Annotated in this window: 14 protein-coding genes and 2 pseudogenes; 9 read left to right on the top strand and 7 right to left on the bottom strand. The window is 70.0% G+C overall.

Annotated features, from left to right (window positions below; genetic code table 11):
- Positions 1–338, top strand: a pseudogene (locus IEZ27_RS54690) (MFS transporter); the annotation flags it as partial.
- Between the two features lie 334 nt (positions 339–672).
- Here IEZ27_RS54690 and IEZ27_RS51680 read toward each other — a convergent pair.
- Positions 673–1,728: a LacI family DNA-binding transcriptional regulator gene (locus tag IEZ27_RS51680; RefSeq protein ID WP_189654022.1), complete on the bottom strand. Its 1,056-nt coding sequence runs from the start codon at positions 1,726–1,728 to the stop codon at positions 673–675.
- A gap of 32 nt (positions 1,729–1,760) precedes the next feature.
- Between IEZ27_RS51680 and IEZ27_RS51675 the strand changes: the two genes are divergently transcribed.
- From IEZ27_RS51675 to IEZ27_RS51650, 6 genes are all read left to right on the top strand, one after another.
- Positions 1,761–3,008, top strand: a complete 1,248-nt coding sequence (locus IEZ27_RS51675; protein WP_229825123.1) for an MFS transporter — start codon at positions 1,761–1,763, stop codon at positions 3,006–3,008.
- Between the two features lie 76 nt (positions 3,009–3,084).
- Positions 3,085–3,447 carry a hypothetical protein gene (locus IEZ27_RS51670; RefSeq protein WP_189654021.1) on the top strand — a complete coding sequence of 121 codons (363 nt, stop codon included), beginning with the start codon at positions 3,085–3,087 and terminating at the stop codon, positions 3,445–3,447.
- Positions 3,448–3,613: 166 nt separating this feature from the next.
- Positions 3,614–3,964, top strand: a complete 351-nt coding sequence (locus IEZ27_RS51665; protein WP_189654020.1) for a DUF1330 domain-containing protein — start codon at positions 3,614–3,616, stop codon at positions 3,962–3,964.
- 1,138 nt (positions 3,965–5,102) lie between these two features.
- Positions 5,103–8,810: a S8 family serine peptidase gene (locus IEZ27_RS51660; protein ID WP_189654019.1), complete on the top strand. Its 3,708-nt coding sequence runs from the start codon at positions 5,103–5,105 to the stop codon at positions 8,808–8,810.
- 314 nt (positions 8,811–9,124) lie between these two features.
- Complete coding sequence (locus IEZ27_RS51655; RefSeq protein ID WP_229825122.1) at positions 9,125–9,421, top strand: DUF3817 domain-containing protein; 297 nt, start codon at positions 9,125–9,127, stop codon at positions 9,419–9,421.
- Positions 9,422–10,482: 1,061 nt separating this feature from the next.
- Complete coding sequence (locus IEZ27_RS51650) at positions 10,483–11,355, top strand: alpha/beta fold hydrolase (protein ID WP_189654018.1); 873 nt, start codon at positions 10,483–10,485, stop codon at positions 11,353–11,355.
- On the opposite strand, the gene IEZ27_RS51645 is transcribed toward IEZ27_RS51650, so the two are convergent.
- Together IEZ27_RS51645 and IEZ27_RS51640 are read right to left on the bottom strand one after the other, a co-directional pair.
- Positions 11,347–11,532 (bottom strand): hypothetical protein, encoded by a 186-nt coding sequence (locus tag IEZ27_RS51645; RefSeq protein ID WP_189654017.1) that lies wholly within the window; start codon positions 11,530–11,532, stop codon positions 11,347–11,349. The genes IEZ27_RS51650 and IEZ27_RS51645 overlap by 9 nt on opposite strands.
- Positions 11,533–12,031: 499 nt before the next feature.
- Positions 12,032–12,886: a MarR family winged helix-turn-helix transcriptional regulator gene (locus tag IEZ27_RS51640; RefSeq protein ID WP_229825121.1), complete on the bottom strand. Its 855-nt coding sequence runs from the start codon at positions 12,884–12,886 to the stop codon at positions 12,032–12,034.
- A gap of 120 nt (positions 12,887–13,006) precedes the next feature.
- Between IEZ27_RS51640 and IEZ27_RS51635 the strand changes: the two genes are divergently transcribed.
- Positions 13,007–13,924 carry a haloalkane dehalogenase gene (locus IEZ27_RS51635; RefSeq protein WP_268246141.1) on the top strand — a complete coding sequence of 306 codons (918 nt, stop codon included), beginning with the start codon at positions 13,007–13,009 and terminating at the stop codon, positions 13,922–13,924.
- 192 nt (positions 13,925–14,116) lie between these two features.
- On the opposite strand, the gene IEZ27_RS54685 is transcribed toward IEZ27_RS51635, so the two are convergent.
- The 3 genes and pseudogenes from IEZ27_RS54685 to IEZ27_RS51625 form a co-directional block, all read right to left on the bottom strand.
- Entirely contained in the window at positions 14,117–15,025 is a 909-nt protein-coding gene (locus tag IEZ27_RS54685) for a hypothetical protein (RefSeq protein ID WP_229825119.1), read from the bottom strand.
- A 12-nt stretch (positions 15,026–15,037) separates the two neighbouring features.
- Positions 15,038–15,268, bottom strand: a pseudogene (locus IEZ27_RS55755) (AAA family ATPase); the annotation flags it as partial.
- Positions 15,269–15,563: 295 nt separating this feature from the next.
- A complete protein-coding gene (locus IEZ27_RS51625) occupies positions 15,564–16,154 on the bottom strand; it encodes a helix-turn-helix domain-containing protein (protein ID WP_189654015.1) in 591 nt (196 codons plus the stop codon).
- A gap of 37 nt (positions 16,155–16,191) precedes the next feature.
- Between IEZ27_RS51625 and IEZ27_RS51620 the strand changes: the two genes are divergently transcribed.
- On the top strand, positions 16,192–17,391 hold the full coding sequence (locus IEZ27_RS51620) for an MFS transporter (RefSeq protein WP_189654014.1): 1,200 nt from the start codon (positions 16,192–16,194) through the stop codon (positions 17,389–17,391).
- A 138-nt stretch (positions 17,392–17,529) separates the two neighbouring features.
- Here IEZ27_RS51620 and IEZ27_RS51615 read toward each other — a convergent pair whose 3' ends face one another.
- Complete coding sequence (locus tag IEZ27_RS51615) at positions 17,530–17,706, bottom strand: hypothetical protein (RefSeq protein WP_189654013.1); 177 nt, start codon at positions 17,704–17,706, stop codon at positions 17,530–17,532.
- Between the last annotated feature and the right edge of the window lie 147 nt (positions 17,707–17,853).

The raw sequence follows: 17,853 nt of genomic DNA, 5'->3' as shown, positions 1-17,853 counted from the left end.
GCATGCTCGGCCTGTACGCGTTCGGCGCTCACCCGGTGGCGGCGGTGGTGTTCCTTGCGCTGATGGGCGGCGCACTCGGCCCGGTGTTCATGGCCACGCAGAACACGATGCTGCACTGTGCGCCGGGCCGCACGGACATCGCCTTCGCGGCGAACTCCGGTGCTTACAACGCCGGGATCGCGGCGGGTGCCGCACTTGGGGGACTGGTCCTGTCGCTCGCCGATGTACGGAGCGCATTCCTCGCCGGCGGGCTGCTGACCGTCGGGTCCTGCGCGGTCCTACTCGGCGGGCATCTGCTGCGTGGGCGCCGCCGTCCAGAACGCTCAGCACGCCGATGAGGGACGCCGGCTCGGATTCGCCGACTGTGACAGAGCGTGTCTGAAGGCTGCAGGGCCGCATTTTGGACGGGCAGATCGCCGATGCCGCCGCGCTCGCGGCCCCACGCCGGCGACGACCGGGCCTGTTCCTCAATGCCAAGGGCGGGCAGCCGGCCGTCCGGGCCGCCGGTGGCATGATCGACTCATGGCCGGTTCTCCCCGCATCTCGGCTGGACCCGTTGCCGGCCTGACCGGCCTTCGGGGAGGATCGGACGGATCTTGGCGCTGTGCCCCCGCCCGAGGAAGCCGGAGCAGGTCAGGCCGGGTCCCCTGCTCGGAGCGCGCTTGACCGTGGTCATCGCCGGGTGGAGTCGCGCAGGACCAGATGCCATTCGATCGGACCGGTCTCAGCCGCCGCTTCCTCGCCCAAGGCCAGTTGCGCGCAGCGGGCTCCCTGGGCGCGCAGGTTCTGCGCGACGGTCGTCAGCCCGGCGGCGGCGGCCGCGTCGGTGCCGTCCCAGCCGGTGACGGCGAGGTCGCCGGGGACGGAGAGACCGGCACGGGCGGCCGCTCGCAGCAGGCCCAGGGCGAGCTCGTCACTCATGGCCATGACGGCGTCCGGCGCGTCCGGCCCCGTCAGGAACGCCGTGGCCAGGGAGTCGGCCTCGCGCGCGCTGTTGCGTGCGCACACCGCGACCCGCACCTGCGGCCATCGGCCGCCGCCCGCCTCCCAGGCGTCACGGACTCCGCGCAGGCGCTCACGGGTCACGCGGAAGGTGGCCTCGGCCGGATCCAGCCCTTGGCGAACCCCCGGCGTCCGGGCCCGATCGAGCGGGAAACTGAGCACCATCGGCCGCCGGGCGCCGGCGAGGGCCTCGGCGGCGACGGCGCGGGCCGCGGCACGGTCGTCGATCGCCACGAACGGCAGGTCCCGGCGGTGTGGTCCGCCGTGCACGACGGCGGGGAGACCGGTGGCGGCCACCGCCGGCAGCACGGGGTCATCGTCGCTGGTCGTCCAGACGACGAAACCGTCCACCGCGGCCTCGGCGACCCGGTCGGTGTCGGAGGGCGCCCCGGTGATGGGCACGATCGTGAGCCCCAGGCCGTGACTGGCGCAGACCTCGGCGACGCCGGCCAGGAAGCGGGTGGCCTGGGGGTCCTCGAAGGCGTAGGTGAGGTGCTCGCCGAGCACCACGCCGAGGCTGCCGGTCCGTCCCCGGCGCAGCGAGCGGGCCCCCGGATGGGGGCCGGGATATCCCAACCGGGTGGCGGCCTCGCGGACCCTGGCCCGGGTGCGTTCGGAGACGCGATCAGGCTGGGCGTAGGTGTAGGAGACGGTCATCACTGAGACCTTCGCCGCGCGGGCCACCTCGGCCATGGTCGGCCGGGGCCGAGAAGGGTCTTTGGCCATGTCTCATCCTATCTTGTGTATCGTTACACAGCATGTGTACCGATACACAAGCGGGCGTCGATCGTGATCACATCCGGGCCTGGGTGCCGTACGCGGGATTCACCGTCTTCGGCGCGTTCTGGGGCGTGTGGGGGGCGTCCGTTCCCGCCATCCGCGATCAGGCCGGGCTGACTGATGGCCAGCTGGGCGCGGCGCTGCTGTTCATCGCCGCCGGCGCCCTGCCCGCCATGCCTCTCGCGGGCCGGGCCGTGGACCGGTGGGGGCATCGCGTCACGGCGATCACCCTCACCTCTCTCGGCATCGCCGGCATCGCCGTGGCGATCAGCGCTCGCGACCTGCCTGCCTTATCCATGGGTCTGGCGGTTCTCGGCGCGTCGTCCGGCGCCGCGGACGTGGCGATCAACGCGGCGGCCGGCTCCGTCGAACGGGCCGGCGGCCGTCCGGTCATCACCCGGGCGCACGGCGTCTTCTCCTTGGCCGTGGTCGCGGGGAGCCTCGTCACCGGCCTGCTGAACGCCGCCGGCCTGCCCGTGGTCGTACCGTACGTGCTGGTCATGCTCGCCGCGGGCGCCGTGAGCGCCGCCATCGGCGCCGGCGATCGCGTGCGGGCCGATCCCGGCCGTCACGATCGCGCCCGCACCTCGACCGCGCACAGCCGGCCGGATCTGCGTGCCCATCTGCCGCTCCTGCTCGTCGCGGGCGGACTCGGCGCGCTCGGATTCGCCGTGGAGAACGCTCACCAGAGCTGGAGCGCCGTCTACCTCGCCGACACCGTGCACGCCGGTCCCGCGCTGGTCGGCGCCGGTCCCGCGGTCTTCGCACTTGCCGTCTCGCTCACCCGCTTCGCGATCAGCGCGGCGAGGGCCCGGCGCGCCTGGATCGTCCTCACCGCCGGCGCGGTGATCTCCGCGGCGGGGACGTCCCTGCTCGCCCTCACCGCGTCTCTCCCCCTCGCTCTGCTCGGGCTTGCCCTGGCCGCCGTCGGCACCGCCGTGCTCTTCCCCACCGTGCTCGGCCTGGCCACCGCCAACGTCCCCGCCGCCTCCCGCGGTGCCGCCACCTCGGTCGTGTCCACCTCGGCCTATCTCGGCTACCTCGCCGGGCCGGTGTACGTGGGGCACTGGGCGCAGGCGACCGGCCTGCGGGGCGCCATGCTGGCCGTGGCGGCACTCGCCGCGGCCTTGGCGCTGCTGGCATGGCCCGCGCTCAGAGCCGTCGCCCCCTCCCCCGCACGGCGCGGCACCGCCGAAACAGGAGCGACAGGCGGGCCGCGTGCGTAACGGGACAGCTCGTCGAGGGCGCGCCCAGGTCCAGGCATGGAGACGATGACCTTTGGCGCCGGCTCCGGCTGTAGCGGTGCCAGAGCCGATCGGCCACCCTGCGGCGATCTCGGCCACGGCGGCGGTCAAGTCCGTCTGGAGTGACCCGCTGGTTGCCGGCGATCGACGGCACATACCCCACACCGCGCTCCTCCAGCATCCGCCGCAGCCTCCCGGACTGCACTTCGCCCCCGACGGCGAGGCCGTTGCAGAGGTCCACCTCGCCGACGGCGTCGCCCGCGGCAAGATCGCCCAGCCCTGTCTGGCGCGCTTCCCCAACGAGAGCGGTCATGACCTGCGCATCAGCGGGATCGACATGCTGCGCATCGAAGACAGCCTGATCACCGAGGTGTGGTCGGTCTCCGGCGGAAGGTCCGGACGCGCCTTCTACGACAACTGAGGATCTCGTGTTCTCTCGGGCGATCACGATCGCGGAGTCCATGGCGAGGTCAGTCGTGAGCATCACCCGGCGATGCCGGATCGCCTACCTGTCAGGTAATCGCCCTGCTTATCGGGACATGTCAGGATCTGGGACGTACCGAAACGCGAATCCTCCGGAGAACACCATGACCGCATACGTGATCGCCCACCTACAGGAAGCGGCCCCGCACCCGGAGATCGCCGAGTACATGGAACGCCTCCCCGCCACCTTCCAGCCATACGGCGGCCGCTACCTCGTCCACGCCACCCGGCACGAGGTGAAGGAAGGCGCCTGGCCCGGACACGTCGTCATGATCGGCTTCCCCGGCATCACCGAGGCGCGGGCCTGGTGGGACTCGCCCGCCTACCGCCAGATCGCCCCGCTCCGTTCGCGCCACATCGAGGGCGACATCATCATGGTCGACGGCGTACCTGACGACTACCAGCCCACGGCCGCCGTCTCCGCGATCCGGGAAGCGACGACCCAGCCCGCGTAGGCCGGCTTCACGGCCGGTTCGGGCGGTGGCCGCCTGGCTGAGGGGGCCCTGAGTCAGAGGTGAGCAGGGCCTGCTCAGGTGCCGGGGTCGTCGCCGGAGGCACGATCTTCGCATGAGACGTGCATGCCTGGCCCAACTTGATCACCAACCTGTACGTCGCGGGCGTGGAGTTGTGGGCTTCTTCGTCGTCGGTTTCCCTGCGGGGGTCTTCGCAGTGGTCAGGCCGGTGACGGTGCAAACGTCGTGGCGCGGGGCGGGTTGGTCGCTGCGACGCCCGCGTGGCCGCCCCGGTCCTGACCGGAAGGGTTTCGGTGCCCGGCCAGGGCTGAGGGTCTTGGCGCGCAAGTGCCGAAACCCTCGACGCACACGAGCGGGCGACAGATGCTGCAGCAGAGCAGGCTCCTCTCAGGGGCGGCGCAGGTCGGCTGCCAGGACCGGGCCGGCCGGGGGTGGGCGTGGACGGCCAAGATCAGCCAAGTCCAGTGGTCGGCCGCCCTCGGATCACGGATCTTGGGACAGGTCCAGCAGAGGGTCTGATTGAGCAGGCGGAAAGTGTGCTCGATGTCGAAGCGACGCAGGAACGCCCGCCACATCCCGTCCACTTCGTCGGAATCGCCCCGCTGGGCAGACGGTCCACCTACAGGCGGATCACGGTGCCCTCGATCATCGGCAGTTCAGCCGAATCGACCCAGGCCGCACGGCGGGTCAACCTCGGGTGCAGCTGATCCGAACCCGGGCGGTGGCCGTGCCGTACAGGTGATCCCGGGCGGTTGACGTCCACCAGTTGCCGGGGAATGCTCACCACCCTCGTCGACGGCCGAGCTGCTCGGCGTGATTGGTCGTTTCGGAGCTACCGACGTCCTCGTCCACCTTCACCAGGTACGGGAGGCCGACCAGGCGAAGCCGTGGCGACCCTCGACGCCGGGCCCTGGACGCGCTTGGCCAAGATGTTGGTGAACCGCGGCCGGCAGGCACCTGCTTGCTTGGATTGTGAGCTGGGCGAAGGCCCCTGTCTTCCCCCGGCATCCTCCTGCCGTCGGCGGCCCGGGCCGCGGGCGGCGGGCGGCGGGTTCATGCCATGGCATGAACCCGCCTTGGCTGGATCTTGAAACGTTTACCGCATTTCTAGGAAGCTGCTGTGGTGCGTTATGTTCTGGCCGTAATTGCCATGCTGCTCGCTCTGGTCGTACCCGCTCCGGCGCAGGCGTCCACCGGCGATTTCTGGGTCGAGTTCAAGGCCCAGGCGAACCTCAAGTCCGCGCCCGCCATCAAGGACTGGTCGGCTCGGGGAGCCGCGGTGGTGGACGAGCTCCGCTCCACCGCCACGTCCAGCCAGGCGGGCGTCGTCGGACTGCTGAAGGATGCCGGGGCCTCCTACACCTCCCTCTACATCAACAACTCGATCTACGTCCGGGGCGGCTCCGCCGTACTGATGGAGAAGATCGGGAAGGATCCGGCGGTGGCGCGCGTCCGCGCGCCGCGGGTCTACGAACTGCCGCAGCCGTCGCTGGGGGCGGCCGGGACGCCGGAGTGGGGCGTGAGCGCCATCCAGGCCGACAAGGTGTGGGACGCGTACAAAACCACCGGGACCGGGATCGTCGTCGGGAACATCGACTCGGGGGTGGACTTCCAGCACCCGGCGCTCGTCTCGACATATCGCGGCAACAACGGCGACGGCACGTTCACGCACGACTACAACTGGTACGACCCGACCCAGATCTGCGCGGGGACGCAGCCGTGCGACAACTTCGGGCACGGCACGCACACCATGGGCACGATGGTCGGCCAGGGCGGGATCGGGGTCGCGCCCGGCTCCAGGTGGATCGCGGCCAAGGGCTGCCCCAACTTCCAGTGCACCGACGTGACACTGGCGCTGGCGGCGCAGTGGATGCTCGCCCCGACCGCCGCCGACGGTTCCGCGCCCGACCCGGCCAAACGCCCGAACATCCTCAACAACTCGTGGTCGTCCGCGCCCGGTGACGAGTGGTATCGGGACTACGTGCGGCAGTGGGTGGCTGCCGGGATATTTCCCGCTTTCGCGGTCGGCAACGACGGGCCCTCCTGCGGGACGCAGCACTCGCCCGGCGAGTACCCCGAGTCCTACGCGGTCGGGGCCGTGGACCAGAACGGGCTGATCGCGAGCTTCTCCTCCCGGGGCACGGACGGGACGCCGGACAGCAAGCCGGACATCGTCGCGCCCGGTCAGGGGATCCGCTCCAGCGTTCCAGGCGGCGGCTACCAGGTGCAGAACGGCACCTCGATGGCCACCCCGCACGTCAGCGGCGCCGTGGCGCTGCTGTGGTCGGCCACGCCCGCGCTGGTCGGCGACATCGCCGCCACCCGAGCCGTGCTCTCCGCGACCGCGCGCGATCACGACGACACCTCATGCGGCGGCACGCCCGAGGACAACAACGTCTACGGCGAGGGGATGCTCGACGTCTACCGCGCCGTCGGAGCCTCCCCGCGCGCCGGGACCGGGACCCTCACCGGGACGATCAACGACAAGAGCAGCGGGAAGCCGCTGGCCGGCGTCCGGGTCACCGCCACCGGGCCCCGCACGCTCGACACCGTGACGGGCTCGGACGGAGCCTTCCGCCTCTACCTGGACCCGGGCGACTACTCCGTCAGCACCGCGCTGTTCGGGTTCGACGCCTCCGTCGTCGACGGCGTACGGCTGGCCACCGGAGCATCGGTCACGCGGGACCTCGCCCTCACCGCCACCCCCACGGCGAAGGTCCAGGTCAAGGTCACGGACGCATCCGGGCACGGATGGCCGCTCCCCGCCACGATCGCCATCGAAGGAAAGACCTGGTCCACCGAACCCGGCGACGGCTCGGCGACGCTCGACCTGCCGAAGGGCGGGCCGTACGAGGTCCGGGTGACACCCCGCTACCCGGGCTACCAGGCGGTCACCGGCCAGATCACGGTCAGCGGGGACGCGACGCAGAAGTTCAAGGCCGTGCTCGACCCGGCGGCGTGCGCCGCGGCGCCCGGCTACGACGCGGCCTGCAAGGCACTGGCCGGCGGGCTCGTGTACGGCGACGTCACCGACGCCAACACCCGCAAGCCGGTCGTCACCGCCTCGGTGTCGGCCGACGGCGGCGCCCCGAACGCCTCTCAGGCCCCCGACGGGTTCTACTGGGTGTTCGTCCCCGCGTCCGGGAAGCCGGTCGTCGCCGCCGAGCAGCGCGGCTACCAGCCGGCCTCCGCCCGGGTCCGCTCCGGCGCCGACCAGGTGTCCAGGATCGACTTCGCGCTCAAGGCCGGACTGCTCTCCGTGGCGTCCGACGACGACATCTCCCGATCCGTACAGCTCGGCGACAAGCAGCGGGAGCGGATCACCCTGACGAACCGGGGCACCGCCCCGGTGACGTACTCGCTGGCCGAGTCGCGGCAGCAGGCACCGGCGCTCGGCGCGGGCGCTCCGCTGCGGCGGGTCGCCGTACCCGGGTTGAGCCCCGGCGTGAACCCGCCCGCGGGGAACGCCGCCGTCGCGGACGGGCCGTCCTCGGACGCCTGGGGCGCGGTCGCCGACTACCCGACGACCATCAGGGACAACGCGGCCGCCTACCACGACGGGAAGGTGTACTCGTTCGGCGGTTCGCTGCTCGGCGAGGGCGGGACTCCTGCCTCCTACGCGTACGACCCGGTGGAAGGCGGGTGGACGCGGCTGGCGGACATGCCGGAGGCGCGGCAGAAGCCCGCGTCCGGGTTCGTGGACGGGAAGTTCTACGTGGTCGCCGGGTGGGGGCCGCAGGGCGAACCGGGTGCCACCACGCTCGTCTACGATCCCGCCGCCGATCGGTGGACGAAGGGGGCCGACAACCCGCGGCCCTGGGGGGCGGTGGGCTCTGCCGTACTGGAGGGGAAGATCTACTCGGTCGGCGGGTGCACCGGCGAGTGCCAGACGGCTACCGACCAGGTCACCGTCTATGACGTGGCCGGTGACCGGTTCCGCGAGGCCGCGCCGTACCCGGAGCCGATCTCGTGGGCGGCCTGCGCCGGGATCGACGGGAAGGTGGTCTGCGCCGGCGGGCTGGCCGCCGGTCCGGAGGGCACGCGGCGCGCCTACGCCTACGATCCGGCGGCCAACCGGTGGAGCAAGGTCGCCGAGCTGCCGACCGACCTGTGGGCCAGCAGCTACTCGGCGGCCAGCGGGCAGCTCGTCGTTGCAGGCGGTGTCACGCAGGGTGGCAGCGTACTGACCAACGAGGCGTTCGCCTACGACCCGGACGCCGACACCTGGAGCGCGATCGCCAACTCCCGCTACGCCCTCTTCCGCGGTGCGGGGGCGTGCGGTTTCTACAAGATCGGCGGCGCCAACGGGCCGCGCGTCACTCCCTTCAGCGAACTGCTCCCCGGGTACGACGGCTGCGATCCCGCAGGGACCGACGCTCCCTGGCTGTCCGAGAGCCCCACCCGGGGCACCCTCTCCCCCGGCGCGACCGCGCGTGTCACGCTGACTCTCGACGCCCGGCGGCTCACCCAGCCGGGCATCCGGTCCGCCCGCCTGACGATCAACGAGGACACGCCGTACCCGGCTCCGCACCTCGACGTCACCCTCAAGGCCACCCCGCCGAAGCACTGGGCGATGGTGTTCGGTCAGATCCTCTCCAGGTCCTGCGACGGCACGACCGCGCCGCTGCCCGGAGCCACGCTGACCACTCGCGGCCAGACCCTGGGAACCACGGTGGACGGGCGGTACTCCGGCTGGTTCAAGCCCGGCCTCCACACCTTCACCGTCACCGCCGATGGCCACAAACCAGCCGATTTCACCGCCCGCACCCTCCCCGCCACCGAAACCCGCCACAGCCTGACCCTCACCCGTACCCCTTGCACCGGCTAGACGATGCACCCGATTTCGGTTGTCAGACAACGACCCCTTCATGTCTGGGTGCCGGATGATGGAAGATCGCTAGCGCCGCCTCGTCCGCGCGCGGGGGCGGCGGCTCCCCGGGGTCGATCCCGCCGGCCGTGGCGAAGGCCGGCGCCGGCGGGTCCCGGAACAGCGGCTGCCCGCGTGCGGCGAGAGCCGGTGAGCACCCTGGCGGGTGACGACATGGCCGGCCGTGGGCGGTGCGAAGTGCGTGCCCAGGACGAGCGGGAGACCTAGCTCTACAGGCTGTAGAGTATGCGCGGTACCGAAGGAAAGGGTGGATTGTGCTGCGCTGGTTTCGGGTCGTGGCGGTGGCCGAGGCGTGCTCGTGGGCTGGACTGCTGGTCGGGATGTTCTTCAAGTACGTGACCGAGACCGGCGAAATCGGCGTGAAGGTCTTCGGGCCGATCCACGGCGGGCTCTTCCTGCTGTACGCGGCCGGAGTGGTGCTCTCGGCGCGAGAGGCGGGCTGGAGCCGGAGCACCGTGGTGCTCGGCCTGGCCTGCGCGGTGCCGCCGTTCACCTCGGTGTGGTTCGAACGGCGGATGGCGGCACGCACGGCGGCCAATCAACTCGCCTGACCGTGCGCGTGCGGGGCAGCGGCGCGGCCGTCTTCTGCCGCGGCATCAACGTCGCGCAGGCCGAGGCGCTGACGGCCGTCGGCCGGATGCGCCCGGCAGGCCGCGCCGCGATCGAGACCGCCAAAACCGCCCGCCGCCGGCCCTGGCACGCGCCTTTTGGACCGGCGGATGCGAATCTACGAGCCCAGCTGTGACCAGGGGCGGGCTGGCAGCCGATGCCCGAACAACGATCACGCAGAGCCACATTGCCCATGATGACGGCGACCCGAGCGCCGGGCCAGGTAGGGCGATCACGCACCGAGCCAGAACTCACATGGCGAGCAGGATCGTTCTCGTCGATGGCGGCCGCTCCTGGGGTTCCTCAACCCCGTAACCCTCGCCGGATCCAGCAGCGCCTGGACGGTCTGTCACCGGACGAGTACGAAGCCGTCGACCACGTCAGGCATGGTCAACCCGACCCGGCTACCATCCAACCCAACCCCACCTCGGCCAGACAGCCCAGTCTCCGGCAAACCGGGGGAACCTCAGCCATCGGCTCTGGAATGGTCCGATCATGCACACTCGGCTCCTCTTCGTGCGCCGCGGGGACTCCCACCACAAGAGCGACGGCATCATCGGTGGGCCGAAAGGCTGCTGCGGCCTCACCGATATCGGACGTGGACAGGCCGCACCAAGGGCGCCAAGAAGGGCCGGCACCCGTCCCCCGGCCACCGTGCTGCGGATGCTCCGCGACCACGACGAGGCGAACGCCACGGCGCCATCGGCGTCGGCCCTGGGATGACCTACCAGGTCTCGCGTCAACGTTTCCGCTGGTCAGCCAAATGTGTTGGATGTTCGGCGGATGCTACGGCGACCCCATGTCGGCGTTCACACATCGACCAGCACCCACTGTCAATCAGCAGACGCCGATGCCGATCCCGGGCACCACGACGTCAAGGCGCCCGAACGACGGGGAGTCATACCGGGATCTATCACCCCGGGTGGTTCGTTGATCCACCAGACGCCAGCGTGGATCTTCCGCGATGGTGGGCGGAACCTGGGGCGCGTAGCGGGGAGACGGCATGGAGTCGGTAGTGGTGGACGGCGTTCGGCTCGGCTACGAGCGGGCCGGTTCGGGGCCCGCGGTGGTGCTGGTCGGCGGCACCGGCATGCCGCCGGTCGCCTGGCAGCTGTGTGGCCTGCGCGACACGCTGGCAGGCGCTGGGTTCGAGGTGGTCACTTACGCCGCACGCGGGGTGGCCCCCTCCGATGCCCCTGCCGCCCCCTACACCGTCGACGACCTGGCCGCCGACCTGGCGGGCCTGCTAGAGGCGCTCGGCCTGACCGAGACCGTCGTGGTCGGCTACTCGCTGGGCAGCTTCACCGCCGAGTTGCTCGCCCGCACCCGCCCGGATCTGGTGCGCGCAGCGGTGCTGATGGCCGGGGCTGGGCCGTTGACCGGAGTGCTGGACGCGGTATTGGCGGCAGAGACCGAGCTCATCGCCACCACCGGCCGCCTCTCACCCGCCTTCATGCGGCTGCAGACGCTGCTCAGCACCCTGCCACCGGGCGTCCTGTGCACCGACGACGCCCAGGTTCGCACCTGGCTGGAACTGCTCGGCGCCCAGGAAGCGGTGTGGACCTCCGCCGAAGGGGAGAACGGCCAATCGGCGGCCTCGGACCGATGGCTGCGCGACGAACACCGCATGGCCGCCCTCGCCCAGATCGCCGCGCCGGTGCTGGTGCTGGCCTTCGAGTACGACCTGTACTTCCCACCCGGCTCTGGCAGGGTCGCCGCTGCCGCACTCCCCGCCGGGCACTTCGCGCAGATCTCCGGCGCCGCGCACGGGGGTCTGCTCACCCATTCTGGCGAAACGACCAAGGCGATCCTGGCCTTCCTCGCTCACGTCGACCTGGACGAGGCCGACCGAAGTGCTGGTGAGAGCCTAGGCTGACAACGCCCCGGTCTCGCCTTCGCCAGTCTCGGCGAGCACCCGGTAGGCGCTGGCCGCCGAAGGGCGGCGGCCCTGGTTCTTGCCGGAGGGGATGACCAGCTTGGCCGTGATGTCGGGCGCCGGCACGCCCCGCTCCCGCAGCGACCGGGCGTAGGCGATCATGTCATCGTCGAACACCTTCGGCCTGCCACCATGGCGGCCGCGCTCACGGGCCGACGCCTGGCACTCCACGGGGACAGCCGGAATGGCCTTCAGGGAGGATCGGACCGGATTTTGGCGCTACCAGGGCGGTAGCCGAGTGCCGGCGGACTTGCGAGGTGGACAGGCCGGCCTCGTCCAGCAGAGGTGCGCAGCAGCCGGAGCCAGACGCCGACGTGCACGGATCGGCGGGGCAGGCTGACCGTGCCGGATGTCAGGCCCTGGAACGTGAGCCGGTCCGTGACCAGGATGTGCTCGGGCGCTGCACGGTCCGGCGCGGGCTGGCCCAGCGCCTCGGCGCGCCAGAATGCCTGCTCGGTTTCGAGGCGGTGCCCGTGCGTGGGGCAGCTGAGCATGAGCGTGATCCAGGGGGGTTTGAGCATCCGAACGAAAACCCGCGTCTGGCCGGGGCGGCTTACCGTGGCGAGGGTCTTCTCGGCCCTACTTCCGGAAGATGTGGCAGGCGTGTCGATCCGCCTTACGGCAAGAGCTTGGTGAGAAGGGCGCGAAGTTCCTGAGCGCCGTCCGGGCCGAGGATGCCGTCGAGGTCGCGCTCCATGCCGTCCAGGGCTTCACGCACTGCGGGGATGCGGGCGCGGCCGAGGTCGGTGAGCTGCAGGGCATAGCGGCGTCGGTCGTGCGGGTCCTGGCCGCGGGACACGATGCCGGCCGTCACCAGTTCCTCGATGAGTGATGCGGTGGCCGGTTCGGTCAGGTGCAGGTATCGGGCCAGTTGCTCTTGCGGGCAAGAGCCGAGCCGGTCCAGGGCGGGCAGCAAGGCGAAGTGGCGGGTGCGCAGGCCGTACGCCGCGAGCCGATGATCGCCAAGACGGCGCAGCCGGTAGTGAGCCTGCGCGATCAAGTGCTCGATGCTGTGGATGGCGGATGGCCCGTCGTCGGCGACGAGCTTGGTCAGCAGCGCGGTGAGGCGCCCCCGTTCCGGGCCGGTGAGCGCGCCGGTGAGCTGGGCGTCGCGGTCGGCGACGGCGTGGCGCATGCCGTCCAGGGCGCTGCGGCCCGCCTCGGTCAGCGACAACACGTAGGTGCGGCGGTTGGCCGGGTTGCGGGTACGGACGACGTAGCCCGCCTCCTGGAGCCGATCGAGCAACCTGACCATGATCGTGCGGTTGATACCGAGCCGGTGGGCGAGATCCTGCTGGGAGGGGGCGTCTTCGTCGGCGAGGATGTCGAGCACCACGAACTCGCGCGACTGCGGCCCGTCCTGCACGGCGTGAGCGGTGACGGTGGTGAACACACGGCGCATCAGGTGGCCGGTGGTCGCATACAGCGGTCCGGACTCGTCGTCGACGACGTTGCTCACTTGGTCGGGCACAAGCCTCACCTCCTGGCGCGATGTTAGCAGTCTGATCGTTCTGCTGGTGACGGTTGCCAGGCAATTAGTTGGAATGTTGACAGTTGGAATAGTGCAGATCTAGAGTCCAGGCACAACTCAGTGAAGGACCTAATGATCATGAATACTGTCGCCGTCATCGACTCCTATCTCGCCTACACAGAGACCGGGCAGGGGGAATCGCCAGTGGTGTTCCTGCACGGCAGCCCCACCTCGTCCTACATCTGGCGCAACGTCATCCCGCACGTTGCCGATCGCGCCAGGGTCTTGGCCCCGGACCTGATCGGGATGGGCGCCTCCGGAAAGCCCGACATCGGTTACCGCTTCGCCGACCACGCCCGCTACCTGGACGCGTGGTTCGAAGCCATGGGGCTGGAGGAGGCCGTCCTGGTCGGCCACGACTGGGGCGGCGCACTGGCCATGGACCGTGCCGCCCGCCATCCCGGCCGGGTGCGCGGCGTCGCCCTCCTGGAGACGTTCCTGCGGCCGCAGATGTGGGTGGAACTGCCGCAGGACGTGATCGACCATTCCAAGGCGCTGCGCACCCCCGAGCTCGGCGAGCGGTTGTTGCTGGAGGAGAACGCCGCCATCGAGTACGCCCTGCCCCACCCCTTCGCCATCAGGACAGGCCTCAGCCCGCACGACCACGACGTCTACCGCGCGCCCTACCTCGACCCGTCGTCCCGCCGTCCGCTACTCCAGTGGCCGCGCGAGATTCCCTTCGACCGCGAACCGGCCGATGTGGCCGAACGCATGGACGCCTACGGCGTATGGCTCGCCACCAGCCCAGAGGTGCCCAAACTGCTCCTCACGGTTGAAGACGGCGTCGGTATCGCCTCCCCGCAGATCGTGGACTGGGCCCGCCAGAACATCGCCGCCCTCGAAATCGAAGGCATTGGACCCGCCGGCCATCAGGCCCCCGAGGACCAGCCGCACGCCATCGGCCAGGCCATCGCCAGCTGGCTGAACCGGCACCACCTCCTCTCTCCGGCGTCGTCATCCCGGCCCGAGTTGGGCTGATCGCGCACGATGGCCATCTTGGGTTCACAGCCCTTCCCGCAGCTCGACGCGATGTGATCTTGTCAGGCACGTAGGGCGAGTAGGCCGCTCGACGGCCTGCGGCGCCGTCGTCGCACCCGACGTCTTCCGACGATGCGCCCGTGCCGAGGGCCTGGTGCTTCATGGGCTCGGGCGGGTGGAGTGATGTCGGGATCAGTGCGTGGACGCAGATGGGTGAGCTGAACGGGCCGACCGGGTTCTTGAAGGTCCGTGGCCGCCGGTACCGCTACCCGGATGGCACCGAGGACGTGTGGGACATCGTTGTGGGCGGCGCGACTGTCGCGGGCGTCGCCGTGACCGAGGATGAGCAGGTGGTGCCGGCCCGGCAGTACCGGCCGGGGCCTGGTCGCGCACGACCTGGTCCGCAAGTCGGTCACCGAGACCATTGCGCGACTGCAGGCCGTCCAGCTGCATCTGCGCGTCGCCGACGCCCTCGAACACATCCATGCGGACCGCGAGTCCGTCGCCGAACGCCTCGCCTACCACCTGCGGGGCGCCGGCCCCTAAGCGCCACGAGGACGGGTCTTCCGGCTTGGTCTCCAGGAGACCGAGGGCTTGCAGCGGTTCGAGGCGTTCGAGGCAGTCCGCGGCATCGACGCCGATCGCGCGGGCGAGCAGGTCGAGGTCCACACCGCGGTCGATGACCGCGGCGATGCGCAGCAGGCCGTGAGCACTGTCGTCGAGACCGGACATCCGATCGCGGACGACGTCTCGCACGGTGGCCGGCACCCCGGCCCGTACTGACGCGCCGCCGTCGCCGAGCGAGCCGCCGTCGCTGAGCAGCCGGGACAGCTCCTGGACGAAGAACGGATTGCCGGCGGTGCGCGCATGGATGCCGCGGGCGACTTCGGCACCGGGATCGTGGCCGGTCTCGCGGCGGATGAGCTCGGTCACGTCGGTCAAGCCGAGCGGGCCGAGCCGGATCCTGCGGTGGCCGGGCAGCCGGCCGGCCGCAGCCAGGACCCGCGACAGACCAGAGCCGGGTGTGGGTGCGCGAAGCTCGCGTTCGCCTATCGGAACCTGGAATCGGCCGTCCAGATCGCGTAGCGCACCGATGATCACCGTGCCGGCGGGTAGCCGGGCTGTCAGGTGGCCGAACCGCTGGAGCGAGGCGGCGTCGGTCCATTGGAGGTCATCGACGATCAGCAGCGTGGGCCGTTGTGCCGAGGCCTGCCCAACGGCGGTGACGACCTGCTCGAACAGGCGAAACTGGGCACCGCTGTCGGGAATGGCCGGCGCGGCGGCGTAGTCGTCTCGCGAGTCCAGGAGACTGCCGAGCTCACTGGCGAGCCACTTCTCCCGCAGCGGCGCGGGTCCTTGGCGGCACCCTTCTGATTGATCATCAGGTTGCCGGCCGTGTCGTTGACCACGGTGGCCGCATCAACGGCATCCCACCGCTCGCCGTCGAAGGAGCCCCGTTCGAAGCGGCCGGCGAGCATGCAGCTGACCTGGACCCGGCCGTATGCGTCAATGCAATCGGTACGCAGCACGACCGCCCCGTGCGGCGCCGAGACCGGGGGCCACGGCGAACGCCTCGCGCACCGTGACCAGCAAATACGATCGAGCGCCGCACGTGGGAGCCTTACGACAGACCGTTGCATCAGCCGGGGACAAGGCTCGCGTAGCGAGGGTCTCGGGCGCCGGCATAGACAACGACCATCGTGAAGTGGGCCGGCTCTGGGCCTTGGCTGCTGTAGGCGTGCGGGCGGTCGCCTCGCATACGGAGCGCGTCTCCTGCGGCGAGTTGGAAGAGTGCCCCGCCGACGGTGACCGCGACGCTGCCCGAGTGGAGCTGCAACAGTTCCCGGGTGCCGGGCGGATGCGCGGGTGTGGAGATCGTGTCGCCGGCAGGCAGCCGGAACTCCCAGAGCTCGGTGAAAGGCGGCTGGCTGTCGTTGATCAAGAGCCTGGTGCGGCCTTCGGAGCGAACCACGGCGTCGGCGGCACGGGAAACGCGTCCGAGCTCTTCCGGGGGCTCCACCAACTCGCCGATCGAAACACCGAGCGTGGCGCTGATCCGAGCGAGCGTCGCGATGCTGGGGTTGGTGCGCATGGTCTCGATTTGCTGGAGCATGCCGCGGCTGACGCCGGACCGTGTGGCCAGCTCTTCGAGCCGCCAGCCTCGGTTTTGACGTGCGGCGCGCAGGTTTGCGGCGAGGGTGTGGCCTACGGCCTCGGCGGGATCGGTCATGGCGCAATGCTGCCCTAGGGTGCAAAATAGTGCGACTATGACACAAGATATTGGTCGCACCGAGCGTCGAGCGGTGCGGCGGCTGCTCGGCGCCAGCTTTGTGGACTTCCTTGGCTCGGGGCTCTTCTTGGCCTTCTCGGCCGTCTACTTCACCGGCGTCGTCGGGCTCGCCGCAGGCCAAGTCGGACTGGGCATGAGCATCGCGGGTGCCGCGGCCATAGCCGCCGCGATACCGCTGGGCCGGGCGGCCGACCGCTACGGTGTCCGGCGGGCACTGGTGCTGGTGCATGCCCTACGCGCTGCCGGAACCGCCGCTTACGCCTTCGTCGGAGATTGGTGGGGGTACCTCGTAGTCGTCACGATCATCACGGTCGCCGACCAGATCGCGACCGCACTGACCCAGGCGTACGTAGCAGAGATCGTCGAAGGAAACAGCCGGGTCAGGGTGCTGGCCTCGTATCGGACTGTGATCAATCTGGCGATCAGCATCGGCGGTCCACTCGGAGGGCTGCTGGCCGGCACCGGACTCTTCCGGACCATCATCCTGGCCAACGCGGCAGCCTATCTTTTGGTCACTGCGGCCTTCGCCACCCTGCCCCAATCGGTTCGAACCGAAGAGCCCGCCCCGGTCCGGCGGGGCTTGGGCGTACTACGTGACCTGCGGCTACTCTCGCTGGCTTGTGTGGATGGCGTACTGCAGCTCTGGCAACCAATCCTCAACCTCGCCTTTCCGCTGTGGCTCGCCCAAGCGACCACGTTGCCGAACGGCTTACTTGGGGTGCTGTACGCCATCAACACAGTCCTCGCGCTCGTCTTTCAAGCTCTCATAGCACGCCACATCACCAGCCTCAGAGCTGCCCGGCGATATCAGCCCGTCGCTGCGGCATTCGCTGCCGCTGCCTGTCTGTTGTTCTGGTATGCGGCCCAGTCGATACCCCTTGCACTGTTCTGTGCTGCGCTGGTGATGCTCACCGCAGCGGAATTGATCGCTGTCCCCGCGGCCTGGACGTTGTCGTACGCCTTTTCTCCAGATGACCAGAGAGGCGAGTACCTGGCGGCGTTCGGCATGGGTCGCTCGGTCAGCCGCTACGTTCTCGGCCCCATCTTGATCACCGGCATGCTCCAACTGGTGGGCGGTTGGACCTGGGGCGTCCTGGCGCTGCTCTTCGCCGCCGCAGGCATCATCGCACCTCTGACCATCAGGAACGCAGATGTAACGCGGTCGGCCACAAGCTGACCAATATCTGCCTGGCACCTGTCGCTCAACCCCTACCGGTCCTTGTCGTCCTCGTCGTCGGCGTCCGGTTCGGACCCAAGATCGCTCCGCTGCCGCCAACTGTGAGGTCTGCCATGAGGTTGTCAGTGACGCCTGTCATCACGTCCCCAGGCCGAGCAGCAGGGTGTCGTAAAGATCGATGGGGATGTCCAGGCTGAAGGCGAATTTTTCGGCAGGCGCAATGCCGCCGCTCGAAGGCGAGCACTGAAATGCTGTTTCATCCGTCCAGCTGTTCGCGCCGACCATGAAACAGAGTTCGCCCTGGATGCGCTCCACCGACGGCGCTGTTTCACAGGCGGAACCGCCCCTTGGGGGCCATCACTGAAGTGATCTCAGCGAATTTCTGGTAGCCAGTTGTGCTCGAAATGGGTGAGGACAAGGGCGGCGCGGGCGATGTCGCCGATCGCGCTGGGACTGGCAGTG

Source organism: Nonomuraea spiralis (assembly GCF_014648435.1).
Taxonomy (GTDB): domain Bacteria; phylum Actinomycetota; class Actinomycetes; order Streptosporangiales; family Streptosporangiaceae; genus Nonomuraea; species Nonomuraea spiralis.
The sequence above is the reverse complement of the archived record's forward strand: the minus strand, read 5'-3'. Positions and strand labels throughout refer to the sequence as shown.